Consider the following 15,242-nt stretch of genomic DNA (forward strand, 5'->3'; position numbering starts at 1 on the left):
CCCGATGAACAGGCTGCTCCCCGCCATCGTCAACCGTCTCGTGATCATCATCCCCTATGCGTGGCTGCTGGTCTTCTTCCTCATCCCCTTTGTCATCGTGCTGCGGATCTCGCTGTCGGAAGCCGCCATCGCCATGCCGCCCTACCTTCCTGTCTTCGCCTGGGCGGACGGCCTTTCGGGCTTCATCGACAATATCCGGCAGTTCTCCTTCGACAACTATGTCTGGCTGACGGAGGATGCGCTCTACACGAACGCCTACCTTTCCAGCCTCACGATCGCGCTGATCTCGACCGCGCTGACCCTGCTCATCGCCTATCCCATTGCCTACGGCATGGCGAAGGCGCCTGCGACGCTGCGCCCGACGCTGCTGATGCTGGTGATCCTGCCGTTCTGGACGAGCTTCCTCATCCGCGTCTACGCCTGGATCGCCATCCTGAAACCAGAAGGCCTGCTCAACCAGCTTCTGCTGTCCGTCGGACTGATCAGCGAGCCGTTGATCATCCTCAACACCAATACCGCAATCTATATCGGCATCGTCTATTCCTACCTGCCCTTCATGGTGCTGCCGCTCTATTCCACGCTCGAAAAGATGGATCACAGCCTGACGGAAGCCGCACAGGATCTCGGCTGCACGCCGATCTCGGCCTTCTGGCGCATCACCTTTCCGCTGTCGCTGCCGGGCGTCGTCGCCGGCTGCCTGCTGGTGTTCATTCCCGCCGTCGGCGAGTTCGTCATTCCCGATTTGCTCGGCGGCTCGGAAACACTGATGATCGGCAAGACGCTCTGGAACGAGTTCAACGCCAACCGGGACTGGCCCGTATCTTCGGCGGTCGCGGCCATCCTTCTGATGATCCTCGTGGTGCCGATCATGTTCTTCCAGAATGCGCAGTCGCGCCTCGATCGCGAGGGCCGATAGCCATGAACCGCTGGTCCCGCTTCAACATCGCCTCGATTGTCATCGGCTTTGCGTTCCTCTATCTGCCGATCGTGCTGCTCGTCGTCTTCTCGTTCAATGCGTCGAAGCTCGTCACCGTCTGGGCTGGGTTCTCGACACAATGGTACGGGCAGCTCTTCCGCAACCAGGCCCTGATGGATGCCGCCTGGGTCACGGTGCGCGTCGGCCTGCTCTCGGCGACCGTCGCAACCGTGCTCGGCACGCTCGCCGCTCTTGCCATGACGCGTTACCAGCGTTTTCACGGCCGGGTGCTGTTTTCGGGCATGATCTATGCGCCGCTCGTGATGCCGGAGGTGATCACGGGCCTGTCGATGCTGCTGCTCTTCGTCGCGATCGGCTTCGATCGCGGCTTCTGGACGCTGACGATCGCGCACATCACCTTCACCATGTGCTTCGTCGCGGTCGTCATCCAGTCTCGGCTGGCGAGCTTCGACAGGTCGATCGAGGAGGCCGCCCTCGACCTCGGCGCAACGCCGACCGCGACCTTCTTTCAGGTGACGCTGCCCGTCATCGCGCCTGCCGTCTTCTCCGGCTGGGTGCTCGCTTTCACGCTCTCGCTCGATGACCTCGTCATCTCCAGCTTCACCTCCGGCCCCGGCGCGACCACGCTACCGATGAAGATCTACAGCCAGGTACGCCTCGGCGTCACGCCCGAGATCAACGCCGCCTGCACCATCCTCATCGGCATCGTCGCCACCGGCGTCCTCATCACTTCCATCGTCTCCCGCCGCCAGCAGATCCAGCGGGAACGGGATGAGCGCGCGGCGTTTGCTGCAGGGTGAGCGAGGCATGGTGAGGATGCGCAGGATCCGGTGGCGAGGAAGACCCTCTCTGCCCTGCCGGGCATCTCCCCCACAAGGGGGGAGAGGACTCGTAGCACGCGCCCAGCCTTATCCTTGAACGTTCCTTGAGATGTCGAGCGGGCTCGCGTCAAGTCTTCTCCCCCCTTGTGGGGGAGATGCCCGGCAGGGCAGAGAGGGCCTTTTTTTCGTAAACTCTGCAAACGGTTATCGAAAACCAGATGCCCCAACGAAGAACGCCGGGACTGAGCCCGGCGTTTTGCATTTCGACCTGCGGTCCATCGCTACCCTCAGGCAGCACGCCCCATGCGGTGGCCGGTCGCAGGTTCCAGGCGGAACTGTTCGACCAGTTGCATCAGGGTGTCGGCCTGCTCAGCGAGGTTGCGGCTGGCGGTGGTGGCTTCGTCGACCATAGTGGCGTTCTGCTGGGTCATCTGGTCCATCTGGTTGACGGAGCCGTTGACCTCGTGGAGGGCGGAGGCCTGGTCGCGGCTGGCGGTGGCGATCATGTCCACGTGCTGGCTGACGGTGACGATCTGCTGGCTGATGGAGGCGAGCACGGCGCCGGTCTCCTTGACCGCCTGCGAACCCGCCGTCACTTCGAGCGTGGACTTGTTGATCAGCCCCTTGATCTCGCGCGCAGCACCAGCCGAGCGCTGGGCGAGTTCACGCACTTCTTGCGCGACCACCGCAAAGCCCTTGCCTGCCTCCCCTGCCCGCGCCGCCTCGATGCCGGCATTGAGCGCGAGAAGGTTGGTCTGGAAGGCGATTTCGTCGATGACCTCGATGATCTGCTCGATCTGGCGCGAGGCATCCTCGATGCGGCTCATGGCCGAGATCGCATTGGTGACGACGACGCCCGAGCCGTCGGCGCTCTTCTTGGTGTGCGACACGGCGACATTGGCTTCATGGGCGCGCTCGGCTGACGAGCGGACCGTGACAGTGATCTGATCGACGGCAGCCGCGGTTTCCTCAAGAGAGGCGGCCTGCGCCTCGGTGCGGCGCGACAGGCTGTCGGCGGAGGCGTGCATGTCGTTGCCGCTGCGCTGGATCAGGACGGCATTGTTGCGGATCTGCAGGAGCGTATCCTGCAGGCGAACGAGCGAGCCGTTGAAATCGATGCGCAGCTGTTCGAGGCGGCCGTTGAACGGCGTCTCGATCTGCTGCGACAGATCCCCCTGGGCAAGGCGCCCAAGGCCCGCGGCGAGCTGGCTGACCGCGAAATCGATCTGGCTGTCCATCGATTGCTTCTCGGCATCGTTGCGGCTGCGCTCGGCATCGGCCTGCAGCCGCTGCTCCTCGCTCTGCGCCTCGATGCGCACCTTCGACAGAGCATTCTCCTTGAAGACGCCGAGCGCGCGGGCCATGTCGCCGATCTCGTCCTGACGGGCGTCGCCGTCGATGCGCGTGTCGAGCGCCCCTTCGGCCAGCCGGCGCATGGCGGCGGTGATCTGGCCGATCGGACCTTTCAGCGTCAGCACCAGCGCGATGCCGGCGAGAAGGGCGATGACGACGCCGCCGGCGGTTGCGAAGACGGACACCTGATTGGCCTTTTCGCGCTCGATCGCCGCATTGGTCTTCTGGTCCTCGGCAAAGCCGACGAGCTGCTGCCAGATCTGGTCGATATCGGCTGCCGCGTCGGCGAATTCCTTATGCCGCCCCGCGCTGACGCCGATCAGCGACATGCTGTCCGACTTGATCTTGCCGGCGACCGGCTGGACGGTTGCCGCAAGGCCCGCGAAGAAGGGCATTTCGGGCGCCGTGTAGGCGATGTTGAGGACTTCCTGATTGAGCACGTTGACCTCGCGGGCAAGGCGCGCCTGGTCCGTCTGCTGGGACGTTTCGAGGAAGCTGCTGGCAGCAAGCCGGATTCCGGAAACGGCGGTGACGATGGCACGTGCGTTTTCGAGGATCTTGTTGGCCTTGATCAGCGGCGCATCGAGCTTGCCGAACGTCGCCGTCGCATTGCGCATCGTCGCGGTGGCCGCGGTCTGGAACTGGATGCTGGCCTGGCGGAAGCGCGCGACCAGCCGGCCGATCGCCTTGGCGTTTTCATCGCTCAGGTCGCCATTGTTGGTCAGCGTGCGGATCTCGCCGATGGTCGCCTTGAACGTGTCGGCCACGGCCTTCTGGTTGGCCGGAAGCGCCGTGCCAATCTGGGTGAGAACCTGTTCGAGCGCGGCCTGGCCATCACGCGCCACCTTGATCTTGGCTTCAGGCGTCGGGGCGCGGGCGAAATCGGAGGTGAGGCCGGTGAGGATGTCGCTGGAGGCGGTCAGCCGCTCGGCTTCGCGCAGGAGCGATTTCGCCTTGGTCTCGTCGTCGCGCACGCGCTGCTCGACGGAGGTCGCCTCCTCGATCAGCTTGCCCTGCGTCGAGAGGAGAAGACGGATGCTTTTGGTGATGGATGTGCGCAGCGCAACTTCCGTCTCATGCAACTTCCAGAGTTCGCCGACGCGCTCGCGGATCTTCGCGGTGCCGGCGATGGCGCTGTCGAGTTGGCTCGCGCCCTCGCTGTTTTCCATCTGGGCGCGCGTCCCGTTGAGCACCGCCTCCTGGCTGGTGATCTTGAGGACGACGTCGTCGCGCGTCTGTTCGCTCGCGTCCGTCAGGAACGCGTTCATGCCGGCGTAGACGTCGCGGAAGCCGGACAGCGACTGGAGCACGCTGTTGGAGATTTCCATGCGCCCCTGCAGCAAGCCGGATGCGTAAAGCCCGGTCAGGCCCACGGCGCAGATACTGACGACGAAGGGCAGGATGAAGAAGAGAACCTTCGTCTGTATCTTGAAGCGGGCAAGGATCTTGTCGATGAACATGGGCGCGTCCTGGCTTGCAGGGCCTGCATCCGCCTCCCCCCAAGCCGCCATCGGCTTCTTTGGTGCGCTTCATGTCAGGCCGTCATCATGGTCTGATAGAATGCGGGGATACCGCCAGCCGCTTCGCAATCATTGCAGGACGCCGCAGCCCTCCGGTCGCGTCGTCCAAGCCTGCTCCTCAATGGGTGCAGCTTGGACGAGATGCGTTAATTTCATGTAAGCAGCGCAAGACATTGTCACGCACCTGCCATGTCGGCATGGCAAACGGGAGGGACGCACCTCGACCGTCCTCGCGGCCAGACAGACCTCAAAGAAATGGCCCCTGAGGGGCCGCCGGTTCTGGAGATGTACAGGTGCACCGATTGACGGGCCGCCTCACTTGGGGAAACGACCAACGCGCGTCATTGTCCGCGCAGGATATCAGGCTGCAGCTCTCGATGCAGCCAGAAACATGTTCGCCCGTTTGCGACCGCTTTAGAACGATCCGAGGGTGGAGAGACCGATAACAGCGGCGGCTGTCAGAACGGCAGCGGCCGTGTAGGTCAGCGCCAGGATTTTCTGTGTACGGCTTTCATCGGCCTTGGTGATGGCGATGGCACGGGCATTGCGTCGGCTATGCTGGTTCATGATTTCATGTCCTTCCGTCCGAAGAGAATAGACCCGGTTGAGACGATCCACCAGCCACTTTCTGTCGCACCCGTTAAAAATGCGAAAACCGTGCCGCTGCGGGACAATCCGTTCCCATTCGTCAGGTAGGGTCGGACAGTTTCGTTAACAAGGGCTGAAGCACCTTCACGCTTTCGGCATCGCGGGCACGTACCGGATCAGACGGCCTGGCCGCAGGAGAAGCCGGAGGCCCAGGCCCACTGGAAATTATAACCGCCGAGCCAGCCGGTGACATCGACGCATTCCCCGATGAAGAAAAGTCCGGGAACGGCCTTTGCCATCATGGTACGGGAATCGAGATGGCGGGTATCCACGCCGCCGAGCGTGACCTCCGCCGTGCGATAACCCTCCGACCCCGCGGGTTTCAGCGACCAGCCGGACACGAGCGCCACCAGCCCGTCGATCGCCTTGTCGGAGAGGTCGGCCAGCGGGCGGTCGAGAAGCCCCGCTTCCGTCGCCAGATGCTGCGCAAGGCGCTTTGGCAGGTGTTCGCCAAGCACGGTCTGCACCGCCTGCCGGCCCTGTGTGCGGCGGGCCGCCTTCATCAGGGCGCCCAGATCGGTGCCGGGTTCGAAGGCCACGCGGATCTCCTCACCTTCGCGCCAGTAGGACGAAATCTGCAGGATCGCCGGTCCGCTCAGGCCCCGATGGGTGAAGAGCATGGCTTCGTTGAACGTCGTCTTGCCGCAGGCGGCGCGCACATCGACCGCGAGACCCGCGAGCGCGCCAAGGCTCTCTTTCGCCGCATCGGCCACCGTCAGCGGCACGAGACCGGGGCGCGTTTCGACCAGCGCCAGGCCGAACTGCTCGGCGATGCGATAGGCAAAGCCGGTGGCACCCATCTTCGGGATCGACTTGCCGCCGGTGGCGATGACGAGCGCGCGGGCGTCGATGGTCTCTTCGGCAAGACCGACGCGAAAGCCCGTGGCAGAGGCCTCGACACAGGCAATTTCCGTGCCCAGCCGGAGCACGACGCCGGCCGCCTTCATCTCCTCCATGAGCATGCGGACGATGTCGCGGGCGGTATCGTCGCAGAAGAGTTGGCCCAGCGTCTTTTCGTGCCAGCCGATGCCGTGCCGCTCGACGAGGGCGACGAAATCGCGCGGCGTGTAGCGGGCAAGCGCGGATTTGGCAAAATGCGGGTTCTGCGAGAGGAAGTTGGCGGGTGCCGTATGGAGGTTGGTAAAGTTGCAGCGACCACCGCCGGAGATGCGGATTTTTTCGCCCGGCGCTTTCGCGTGATCGAGAACGAGCACGCTGCGGCCCCGGCGCCCGGCTTCCGCCGCGCACATCATTCCCGCCGCGCCCGCGCCGATGATCACCACGTCGAAGCTCTTTGCCACGCACGTCTCCTTTTCGTTCAAGATGCCGCGATAACGTCAACGGCATCCAATCTCCAGCATTTTCGCGCTCTGCAAGCTGGCCAATCGTCAAACACCGTCTATGATAAGCAATATCCGAAAGAACCCCGGTGATTTATGCCTGCGAAGAAAACGATCGCTAACACGACGACGAAATCTGGTAAAAGCAACAAGATCCCGTCCGCCCTTCAGGCGCCGCGCGGGGTGAAGACGTGGAAGGAAGCCGCCGACTGGCTGAAGGTCCGGGGTATCGAAGACGTGGAGTGCATCACCCCCGATATTGCCGGCGTTCCCCGCGGCAAGATGATGCCGTCCTCCAAGTTCACCTCCAACACCTCGCTCGCTTTGCCTTCCGCCATCTACCGGCACACGATTTCGGGCGAGTACCCAGAGGAAACGGGCGATTTCCGCTATGACAGCCGCGACAGCGACATCAAACTCGTGCCGGATCTTTCCACGCTCTCCGTCGTTCCCTGGGAAACGGACCCGACCGCACAGGTGATTTGCGATATCGCCGGCTCCAAGGGTGAGAACGTGCCCTACACGCCGCGCAACGTGCTGAAGCATGTGCTGGAGCTTTACCGGCTGAAGGGCTGGAAGCCGGTCGTCGCCCCTGAGATCGAGTTCTACCTCGTCGCCAAGAACGACGATCCCGACTATCCGCTGCATCCGCCGAAGGGCCGTTCGGGCCGCTCGATCCAGGGTGGGCAGGCCTATTCGATCGCCGGCGTCAACGAGTTCGACGAACTGATCGACGACATCTACCACTTCTCCGAAAAGCAGGGTCTGGAGATCGACACGCTGATCCACGAAGAGGGGCCGGCGCAGCTCGAGATCAACCTGCGGCATGGCGACCCGATCGAGCTGGCCGACCAGGTGTTCCTGTTCAAGCGCACGATCCGCGAAGCCGCGCTGAAGCACGGGATCTACGCGACCTTCATGGCCAAGCCCATGCAGAGCCAAGCGGGCTCGGCCATGCACATCCACCAGTCGATCGTGGAGGTGAACACCGGCCGCAATCTGTTTTCCAACGCGGACGGCACGGCCTCCAAGGAGTTCTTCCACTTCATCGGCGGCATGCAGACCTATATCCCGAAGGCGCTGTCGATGATGGCGCCTTATGTGAATTCCTATCGCCGACTGACGCCGGATATGTCGGCACCGGTCAACAACGCCTGGGGCTACGACAACCGGACGACGGCGTTTCGTGTGCCGGATTCCGAACCGGCCGCACGGCGCGTGGAAAACCGGCTGCCGAGTTCGGACGCCAACCCCTATCTGGCGCTCGCGGCTTCGCTCGGCTGCGGCTATCTCGGCCTGACTCAAGGTCTGGAGCCGACGGCACCGGCCGACGACAGCGTCAACACCAAGGCGATCGAGCTGCCGCGCGGTCTTCTGGAGGCTGTCGCAGCACTGGAAGCGGAACCCGCCTTCCACGACGTGTTCTCGGCCGAGTTCATCGCCATCTATGCCGGCGTGAAGCGCGGGGAGTTCGAGACGTTCATGCAGGTGATCAGCCCTTGGGAGCGGGAATATCTGCTTCTCAACGTGTGAGCCTTGCCATGACCTCCGAGGCACAGTGGCAGAGCCCGATCTCGCCCGGCATTTCCTGGTACGAGGATGCCGTCGGCGAGCGTCCGGTCTATCCGACGCTCGACGGCGACATGACGGCCGATGTCGCCGTTATCGGCGGGGGCTTCACCGGCCTTCAGGCGGCCTATAACCTCGCCGCCGGCGGGGTACGGGTCGTTCTGATCGACGCCTGCCGGTTCGGCGACGGGGCGTCCGGGCGCAATGGCGGGCAGTTCGGCACCGGCCAGCGTGCCGAGGTGGACGAGCTTGAAAAGCAGTACGGCCGGGAGCGCGCCAAAGCGCTCTTCGACATGGCGGAGGATGCAAAGCGCGGTCTCCTCGCCTTCGCCGCGCGCCACGACATCGACATGGAGTACCAGCCGGGCCACCTCTCGGTGACGCACAAGGCTTCTTCCGAGAGGGACTACCGGGCCTATGTCGAGAGCATGGCGCGCGATTATGGCTATCCGCACATGCAGATGATGGACGCCGCGGAGACGGCGAAACGCGTGGGATCGCGGCATTACGTGCTCGGCATCCGCGACACCGGCACCGGCCATATCCAGCCGATGAAGCTGCTGGTGGGGCTCGCCCGCGCCGCGCAGGCGGCAGGCGCGCAGCTGTTCGAGAACAGCAATGCCACGAACATCCGGCTGTCCCAGGGCAAGGTGCTCGTGGAAACCGCGCGCGGCACGATCCGCGCCGACCGGGCGCTGATCGCCTGCAACGCCCATATCGGCACGCTGGAGCCGGTAACCGCTTCGCATGTCATGCCGATCCGCTCCTTCATCGGCGCAACCGAGCCGCTAGGCGATGCATCGCCCGTTCTCCCGGGGGGCGAGAGCGTTGCCGACAGCCGCTTCGTGGTGCGCTACTTCCGCCGGTCGCGCGACGGGCGGTTGCTCTTCGGCGGTCGTGAAGCCTATACGGCCGACAATCCGCGCGACATTTCCACGCATATCCGGCGGCAGATCGCGGAGATCTACCCGGACCTTGCCGACGTGCGGATGACCCATGCCTGGGGCGGGTCCGTCGGTATCACCATGCCGCGCCAGCCCTTCGTGCGCGAGGTGATGCCCGGCGTCACCACCATTGGCGGGTTTTCCGGCCATGGCGTCATGCTGTCCAATCATTGCGGAAAGCTCTATGCCGATCTCGTGCTCGGACGCGGTGGCGATCTCGACCTTTTGAAGGAACTGCGCGTTCCCGCCTTCCCCGGCGGTCGCCGTTTCCGATCGCCGCTTTTGTTCCTGGCGCTCACTTGGTATGCTTTGCGCGACAAGCTCTGACCCACCCCCCGGCGCATTTTTTGCAACGCAGCACTAGCGCCTTTAAATCGATTAGATTATAAAACGCCCGACCTGAGAGAGATCGATATCCCATGAGCAGCCAGATCATTCCCGTCGAACCCTTTGACTATGTCGTCTTCGGCGGCACCGGCGATCTTGCCGAGCGGAAGCTCCTTCCTGCCCTCTACCACCGCCAGCTCGATGGCCAGCTGACCGACCCGACCCGCATCATCGGCGCCTCGCGCACCGCGATGACGCACGAGGAATACCGCCAGTTCGGCCGCGCGGCGCTGAAGGAACACCTGAAGGCCGGCGAGTACGACGAGGCGCAGGTCAAGACGTTCACCGACCGGCTCTACTACATTTCCGTCGATGCCAAGTCCGATCAGGGTTGGGACAAGCTGAAATCCTTGCTGGACGAGGCCAAGGACCGCGTCCGCGCCTTCTATCTCGCCGTCGCCCCCGGCATCTTCGGCGCCATTTCCGAGAAGATCCGCGACCACAAGCTGATCACCAAGACCACCCGCATCGTGGTGGAAAAGCCGATCGGCCGCGATCTCGCCTCCGCGCTGGAGCTGAACGACACGATCGGCAAGGTCTTCAAGGAAGAGCAGATCTTCCGCATCGACCACTACCTCGGCAAGGAAACCGTACAGAACCTGATGGCGCTGCGGTTTGCCAACACGCTGTACGAGCCGCTGTGGAATTCGTCCTATATCGACCATATCCAGATCACGGTGGCAGAAGCCGTCGGCCTTGAAAGCCGCGCCGGCTACTACGACACGGCCGGTGCGCTGCGCGACATGGTGCAGAACCACATTCTCCAGCTGCTTTGCCTCGTCGCCATGGAGGTTCCGCCATCCATGAATGCGGAAGCCGTGCGCGACGAGAAGCTGAAAGTGCTGCGCGCGCTGAAGCCGATCACCGCTGCCAATGTCGAGAAGATGACGGTGCGTGGCCAGTACAAGGCCGGTGCGTCTGCCGGCGGCCCGGTCAAGGGCTACCTCGAAGAGCTCGAAGGCGGCGTGTCCAACACCGAGACCTTCGTCGGCATCAAGGCCGAGATCAACAACTGGCGCTGGGCAGGTGTTCCCTTTTACATCCGCACCGGCAAGCGTATGGCGACCCGGATGTCGGAAATCGTCATCTCCTTCAAGCCGATCCCGCACTCGATCTTCGACGACGCGGCCGGCCGCGTGGAAGCCAACCAGCTGATCATCCGCCTGCAGCCGGACGAAGGCGTCAAGCAGTCGCTGATGATCAAGGACCCGGGCCCGGGCGGCATGCGCCTGCGCAACGTTTCGCTGGACATGACCTTTGCGGAATCCTTCAATGCCCGCAGCGCCGACGCCTATGAGCGCCTGCTGCTCGACGTGATCCGCAACAACCAGACTCTGTTCATGCGTCGCGACGAGGTGGAAGCCGCATGGCGCTGGGTGGATCCGATCCTCAAGGCCTGGGACGAAGTGGGCCAGAAGCCGCAGTCCTACACGGCCGGCACCTGGGGTCCGAGCCAGGCGATCGCGCTCATCGAGCGTGACGGCCGCACCTGGCATGAAGTGGTCTGAGCCATGACCGCCACGCTCCACACCTTCGAGACCTCGGCAGAACTTGCCGAAAACCTGGCGAAGGCCGTTGCCGACGCTCTCTCCGCCGGCATTGCCAGAGACGGATCGGCCTCCATCGCCGTTTCCGGCGGCTCGACGCCCAAGGCGTTCTTCAAGGCGCTTTCGAATGCGCCGCTCGACTGGACCAAGGTCACCGTGACGCTGGTGGACGAGCGGTTCGTCGAGCCCGACAGCGACCGTTCCAACGAAAAGCTGGTGCGCGACAATCTTCTGACGGGCGCGGCTTCGGCCGCCGCCTTCCAGCCGCTCTACTACCCCACGGCCACGGCCGATGAGTCGGCGGCAACCGCGACCAAGGAAACGGCCGGGATCGGCCGGCCTTTCGACGTCGTGGTGCTGGGCATGGGCGGCGACGGGCACACGGCCTCGTTCTTTCCAGGCGGATCCCGCCTTGCCGAGGCGCTCGACCCGCAGACACCACGTGGCGTGATGACCATGCAGGCGGACGGGGCCGGCGAGCCGCGACTGACCTACACGTTTACCAGCCTTGAGGATGCGCGGCTTCTGGTGCTGCATATCGAAGGCGACGCCAAGAAGACGGTGCTGGAGACGGCGCAAGGGGACGGCCCGGAAACGGACATGCCGATCCGCGCCATCCTGCGCCGTACCGCCTCGCCGGTCGCGATTTTCTGGGCACCGTAACAGGGGTGCCGTCACGGTCACCGGCCCATCGCGCGAGACTTGACACAACCGGCGCTCATTCGCGCCGAAACCGATGATCCACATCTGAGACAGGGGCCGAGCGGCCCCGGAAGGATAGGCCATGACCGTCGATCCCCGCATCGCAGCCATCACCGCCCGCATCGTCGAGCGCTCCAAGCCATCGCGCGAACTCTACCTGCACCGGGTGCGCAACGCCGCCGCCAAAGGCGTGCACCGCTCCGTGCTCGGCTGCGGCAATCTCGCGCATGGCTTTGCCGTCTGTTCCCCCTCCGAGAAGGTCGCGCTGTCGGGAGACACCGTGCCCAATCTCGGGATCATCACCTCCTACAACGACATGCTGTCGGCGCATCAGCCGTTCGAGACCTACCCGGCGATGATCCGCGAAGCGGCGGCGGAAGCCGGCGGCATCGCGCAGGTGGCCGGCGGCGTTCCCGCCATGTGCGATGGCGTAACGCAAGGGCAGCCCGGCATGGAGCTGTCGCTTTTTTCGCGCGACCTCATTGCCATGGCCGCCGGTATCGGGCTGTCGCACAATATGTTCGACAGCACCGTCTATCTCGGCGTCTGCGACAAGATTGTGCCCGGCTTGATGATCGCCGCTATGACCTTTGGCCACCTCCCCGCCGTGTTCATTCCCGCGGGTCCCATGACGACGGGCCTGCCGAACGACGAAAAGGCCCGCGTGCGCCAGCTCTATGCCGAAGGCAAGATCGGGCGCGACGAGCTGCTGGATGCCGAATCCAAGTCCTATCACGGGCCCGGCACCTGCACCTTCTACGGCACGGCCAACTCCAACCAGATGGTCATGGAGATCATGGGCTTCCACATGCCCGGCGCCTCCTTCATCAATCCCGGCACGCCGCTGCGCGATGCGCTGACGCGCGAGGCGACCAAGCGGGCGCTCGCGATCACCGCCCTCGGCAATGAATTCACACCCGCCGGCGAGATGATCGACGAGCGCTCCATCGTCAACGGCGTCATCGGCCTACATGCGACGGGTGGCTCGACCAACCACACGATGCACCTCGTCGCCATGGCGCGCGCCGCCGGCATCATGTTGACGTGGCAGGATATTTCGGAACTCTCCGACATCATTCCGCTGCTCGCCCGCGTGTACCCCAACGGCCTTGCGGACGTGAACCATTTCCACGCTGCCGGCGGCATCGGCTATCTCATCGGCCAGTTGCTGAAGAACGGCATGATCCATGAGGATGTCCGCACCGTCTTCGGCCATGGACTTCAAGCCTATGCGATCGACGTGAAGCTCGGCGAGAACGGCACGGTCGCCCGCGAGCGCGCGCCCGACGTCAGCCACGACCCGAAGGTGCTCGCCACGATCGACAAGCCTTTCCAGGCGACCGGCGGCCTCAAGATGCTCACCGGCAACCTCGGCAAGGCCGTCATCAAGATCTCGGCCGTCAAGCCGGAGCGCCACATCATCGAAGCGCCGGCCAAGATCTTTCACGATCAGGCGAGCCTGAACGACGCCTTCAAGGAGGGCAAGCTCGAGGGCGATTTCGTCGCCGTCGTCCGCTTCCAGGGCCCGAAGGCGAACGGCATGCCGGAACTGCACAAGCTGACGACGGTGCTGGGCATCCTGCAGGATCGCGGCCAGATGGTCGCCCTCATCACTGACGGCCGCATGTCCGGCGCCTCCGGCAAGGTCCCCTCTGCCATCCACATGACCCCCGAAGCCAAGGACGGCGGCCCGATCTCCAGGATCCGCGAAGGCGACATCATCCGGCTGGATGCCACGACCGGCAAGATCAACGTGCTGGTGTCGGACGCAGAACTGGACGCGCGCGAGCCGGCAGAAGCCGACCTCTCCGGCAACGAATTCGGCATGGGCCGGGAGCTGTTCGCACCGTTCCGGGCGATGACGGGGGCTGCGGAACACGGGGCGAGCGTGTTTTTTCATTAATTTGTACTGATGCAGATTCCGCGAATATACGGTGCCTTGTATATTTAACGAATGAAGGTTCTCACGTTCTGCAGCAACAGTCTTCGAGATCTGCGGGCCTTCCCAGATGCGGTCAGGCGTGAAGCTGGCTATCAACTCGAGAAGGTGCAGAACGCCCAGCCGCCCTCCGACTGGAAGCCCATGCCAACCATCGGCAAGGGCGTCCAGGAAATCCGAGTGAGGGATGAATCCGGTGCTTTCCGTGTCATCTATGTCGCCTGGTTTGCCTATGCGGTTTACGTGCTACATTGCTTCCAGAAAAAGACGCAGAAGACAGGCAAGATAGATCTGGACCTCGCGACGCAGCGCTATCGCGACCTGGTCAAGGGACTCGACCCATGAGTGATGAAACATTTGCAAGTGTCTGGGATGCAATCGAGGATAACCCCGCGGAAGCTGAGAACCTGAAGCTCCGGTCAAAACTGATGGGGGCCCTTGAGCAGCATATCCGTAGGGAAGGCTGGACAGAGGCCGAGGCTGCGGACCGATTGGCCATTCCCCGCCCAAGCATCTCCGATCTTATGCGTGGGAGAATTACCTTGTTCTCGATCGACACGATGGTAACCCTGCTTGCAAGAGCCGGCCTACACGTCGATATTCTGGTTCGAGAGGCGGCTTAAAGGCGACATCTCAGCGGAGAACTCGTTCCGTTCATGACAGAGAGCGCGCCGACATCATCGGCGCGCTCTCTTTTGTTTTATGCCAGAAACTCCAGCAGATCCTTGTTCAACCGGTCCGGCACGGTTGCAAACAGACCGTGGGGTTCGCCGTCATACTCGATCAGTCGCGCACCGGCGATGCCGTTCGCGGCGGCGCGGCCTGATGGATCGATGGGAACGGTCTTGTCTGCCGTGCCGTGAATGACGAGCGTCGGGATAGTGAACGAGGCGAGGTCCGGACGGAAATCGGTGGTTCCGAAAGCCATGACGCAGTCGATCGTAGCCTTCGGGCTGGCCATGACTCCGAGTACGAAGGACCAGTCGAGCACACCCTGGCTGACGGGACGGCTCACCAGTCCCACACCGTAGAACGTCTTTGCGAAGCTCTGCAGGAAGGCGAAACGATCCTCGCGAATCTGCGTCTTCATATCCTCGAACACGCTGGCATCGACGCCATCCGGGTTGCTCTCGTCCTTGAGAAGATACGGAGCGACGGAGGCCACGAGGACGGCCTTGGCGATGCGCGACGCGCCGTGGCGGGAGAGATAGCGCGCGATTTCGCCGCCGCCCATGGAGAAGCCGACCAGCGAGACATCCTGCAGGTCAAGCCCCTCGATGACGCTCGCCAGATCGTCGGCGAAGGTATCGTAATTATAGCCGGTCGCTGGATGGCCCGACTGGCCGAAGCCGCGGCGGTCATAGGTGATGACGCGGTAGCCTGCTTCGAGCAGGGCTACGGTCTGATATTCGAACATATCGCCGGTCAGAGGCCAGCCATGGATAAGAACGACGGGACGGCCTTGCCCCATATCCTTGACATGAAGTTTTGTGCCGTCCTTTGCATCGATATACGCCATGCGGAAATCCTTTGCT

13 protein-coding genes are annotated in these 15,242 nt (G+C 63.4%); 9 read left to right on the top strand and 4 right to left on the bottom strand.

Translation table 11 applies throughout. The annotated features are described in order from the left end of the window. The first annotated feature begins 4 nt into the window (after positions 1-4). Both G8E10_RS00745 and G8E10_RS00750 read left to right on the top strand, forming a co-directional pair. The gene (locus G8E10_RS00745; protein WP_167126017.1) at positions 5-916 is read left to right on the top strand and encodes an ABC transporter permease subunit; all 912 of its coding nucleotides are present in this window, start codon (positions 5-7) and stop codon (positions 914-916) included. A gap of 2 nt (positions 917-918) precedes the next feature. Then, on the top strand, positions 919-1,737 hold the full coding sequence (locus G8E10_RS00750; protein ID WP_110799997.1) for an ABC transporter permease: 819 nt from the start codon (positions 919-921) through the stop codon (positions 1,735-1,737). Positions 1,738-2,045: 308 nt separating this feature from the next. Here the strand turns inward: G8E10_RS00750 and G8E10_RS00755 are convergent, their stop codons facing one another. The 3 genes from G8E10_RS00755 to G8E10_RS00765 all read right to left on the bottom strand — a co-directional run bounded on the left by G8E10_RS00755 (position 2,046) and on the right by G8E10_RS00765 (position 6,580). Next, positions 2,046-4,571 (bottom strand): methyl-accepting chemotaxis protein, encoded by a 2,526-nt coding sequence (locus tag G8E10_RS00755; RefSeq protein ID WP_167126020.1) that lies wholly within the window; start codon positions 4,569-4,571, stop codon positions 2,046-2,048. A 474-nt stretch (positions 4,572-5,045) separates the two neighbouring features. Next, entirely contained in the window at positions 5,046-5,198 is a 153-nt protein-coding gene (locus G8E10_RS00760; protein ID WP_167126023.1) for a hypothetical protein, read from the bottom strand. A 197-nt stretch (positions 5,199-5,395) separates the two neighbouring features. After that, positions 5,396-6,580, bottom strand: a complete 1,185-nt coding sequence (locus G8E10_RS00765) for an aminoacetone oxidase family FAD-binding enzyme (RefSeq protein WP_167126026.1) — start codon at positions 6,578-6,580, stop codon at positions 5,396-5,398. A 135-nt stretch (positions 6,581-6,715) separates the two neighbouring features. Between G8E10_RS00765 and G8E10_RS00770 the strand changes: the two genes are divergently transcribed. From G8E10_RS00770 to G8E10_RS00800, 7 genes are all read left to right on the top strand, one after another. After that, on the top strand, positions 6,716-8,152 hold the full coding sequence (locus tag G8E10_RS00770) for a glutamine synthetase family protein (RefSeq protein ID WP_167126030.1): 1,437 nt from the start codon (positions 6,716-6,718) through the stop codon (positions 8,150-8,152). An 8-nt stretch (positions 8,153-8,160) separates the two neighbouring features. Next, positions 8,161-9,459, top strand: a complete 1,299-nt coding sequence (locus G8E10_RS00775) for an NAD(P)/FAD-dependent oxidoreductase (protein ID WP_167126033.1) — start codon at positions 8,161-8,163, stop codon at positions 9,457-9,459. 92 nt (positions 9,460-9,551) lie between these two features. Continuing rightward, the gene (gene zwf / locus G8E10_RS00780; RefSeq protein WP_110800001.1) at positions 9,552-11,027 is read left to right on the top strand and encodes a glucose-6-phosphate dehydrogenase; all 1,476 of its coding nucleotides are present in this window, start codon (positions 9,552-9,554) and stop codon (positions 11,025-11,027) included. 3 nt (positions 11,028-11,030) lie between these two features. Next, on the top strand, positions 11,031-11,729 hold the full coding sequence (gene pgl, locus G8E10_RS00785; protein ID WP_167126036.1) for a 6-phosphogluconolactonase: 699 nt from the start codon (positions 11,031-11,033) through the stop codon (positions 11,727-11,729). A gap of 121 nt (positions 11,730-11,850) precedes the next feature. Further along, the gene (edd, locus tag G8E10_RS00790) at positions 11,851-13,671 is read left to right on the top strand and encodes a phosphogluconate dehydratase (protein WP_167126040.1); all 1,821 of its coding nucleotides are present in this window, start codon (positions 11,851-11,853) and stop codon (positions 13,669-13,671) included. Between the two features lie 51 nt (positions 13,672-13,722). Next, entirely contained in the window at positions 13,723-14,052 is a 330-nt protein-coding gene (locus G8E10_RS00795) for a type II toxin-antitoxin system RelE/ParE family toxin (protein ID WP_167126043.1), read from the top strand. Continuing rightward, positions 14,049-14,330 (top strand): helix-turn-helix domain-containing protein, encoded by a 282-nt coding sequence (locus tag G8E10_RS00800; RefSeq protein ID WP_167126045.1) that lies wholly within the window; start codon positions 14,049-14,051, stop codon positions 14,328-14,330. The genes G8E10_RS00795 and G8E10_RS00800 overlap by 4 nt, the downstream gene beginning before the upstream one ends. Before the next feature lie 77 nt (positions 14,331-14,407). Here the strand turns inward: G8E10_RS00800 and G8E10_RS00805 are convergent, their stop codons facing one another. Beyond that, positions 14,408-15,226 (bottom strand): alpha/beta fold hydrolase, encoded by an 819-nt coding sequence (locus G8E10_RS00805; RefSeq protein WP_167126048.1) that lies wholly within the window; start codon positions 15,224-15,226, stop codon positions 14,408-14,410. Positions 15,227-15,242 lie beyond the last annotated feature (16 nt).

The sequence above is a fragment of the Ferranicluibacter rubi genome, assembly GCF_011603255.1.
In the GTDB taxonomy this organism is placed as follows: Bacteria; Pseudomonadota; Alphaproteobacteria; order Rhizobiales; family Rhizobiaceae; genus Ferranicluibacter; species Ferranicluibacter rubi.

Coding starts and splice junctions, on each gene's coding strand:
- G8E10_RS00745 (WP_167126017.1), top strand. CDS start 5: ATGAACAGGCTGCTCCCCGCCATCGTCAACCGTCTCGTGATCATCATC.
- G8E10_RS00750 (WP_110799997.1), top strand. CDS start 919: ATGAACCGCTGGTCCCGCTTCAACATCGCCTCGATTGTCATCGGCTTT.
- G8E10_RS00755 (WP_167126020.1), bottom strand. CDS start 4,571: ATGTTCATCGACAAGATCCTTGCCCGCTTCAAGATACAGACGAAGGTT.
- G8E10_RS00760 (WP_167126023.1), bottom strand. CDS start 5,198: ATGAACCAGCATAGCCGACGCAATGCCCGTGCCATCGCCATCACCAAG.
- G8E10_RS00770 (WP_167126030.1), top strand. CDS start 6,716: ATGCCTGCGAAGAAAACGATCGCTAACACGACGACGAAATCTGGTAAA.
- G8E10_RS00775 (WP_167126033.1), top strand. CDS start 8,161: ATGACCTCCGAGGCACAGTGGCAGAGCCCGATCTCGCCCGGCATTTCC.
- zwf (WP_110800001.1), top strand. CDS start 9,552: ATGAGCAGCCAGATCATTCCCGTCGAACCCTTTGACTATGTCGTCTTC.
- pgl (WP_167126036.1), top strand. CDS start 11,031: ATGACCGCCACGCTCCACACCTTCGAGACCTCGGCAGAACTTGCCGAA.
- edd (WP_167126040.1), top strand. CDS start 11,851: ATGACCGTCGATCCCCGCATCGCAGCCATCACCGCCCGCATCGTCGAG.
- G8E10_RS00795 (WP_167126043.1), top strand. CDS start 13,723: ATGAAGGTTCTCACGTTCTGCAGCAACAGTCTTCGAGATCTGCGGGCC.
- G8E10_RS00800 (WP_167126045.1), top strand. CDS start 14,049: ATGAGTGATGAAACATTTGCAAGTGTCTGGGATGCAATCGAGGATAAC.
- G8E10_RS00805 (WP_167126048.1), bottom strand. CDS start 15,226: ATGGCGTATATCGATGCAAAGGACGGCACAAAACTTCATGTCAAGGAT.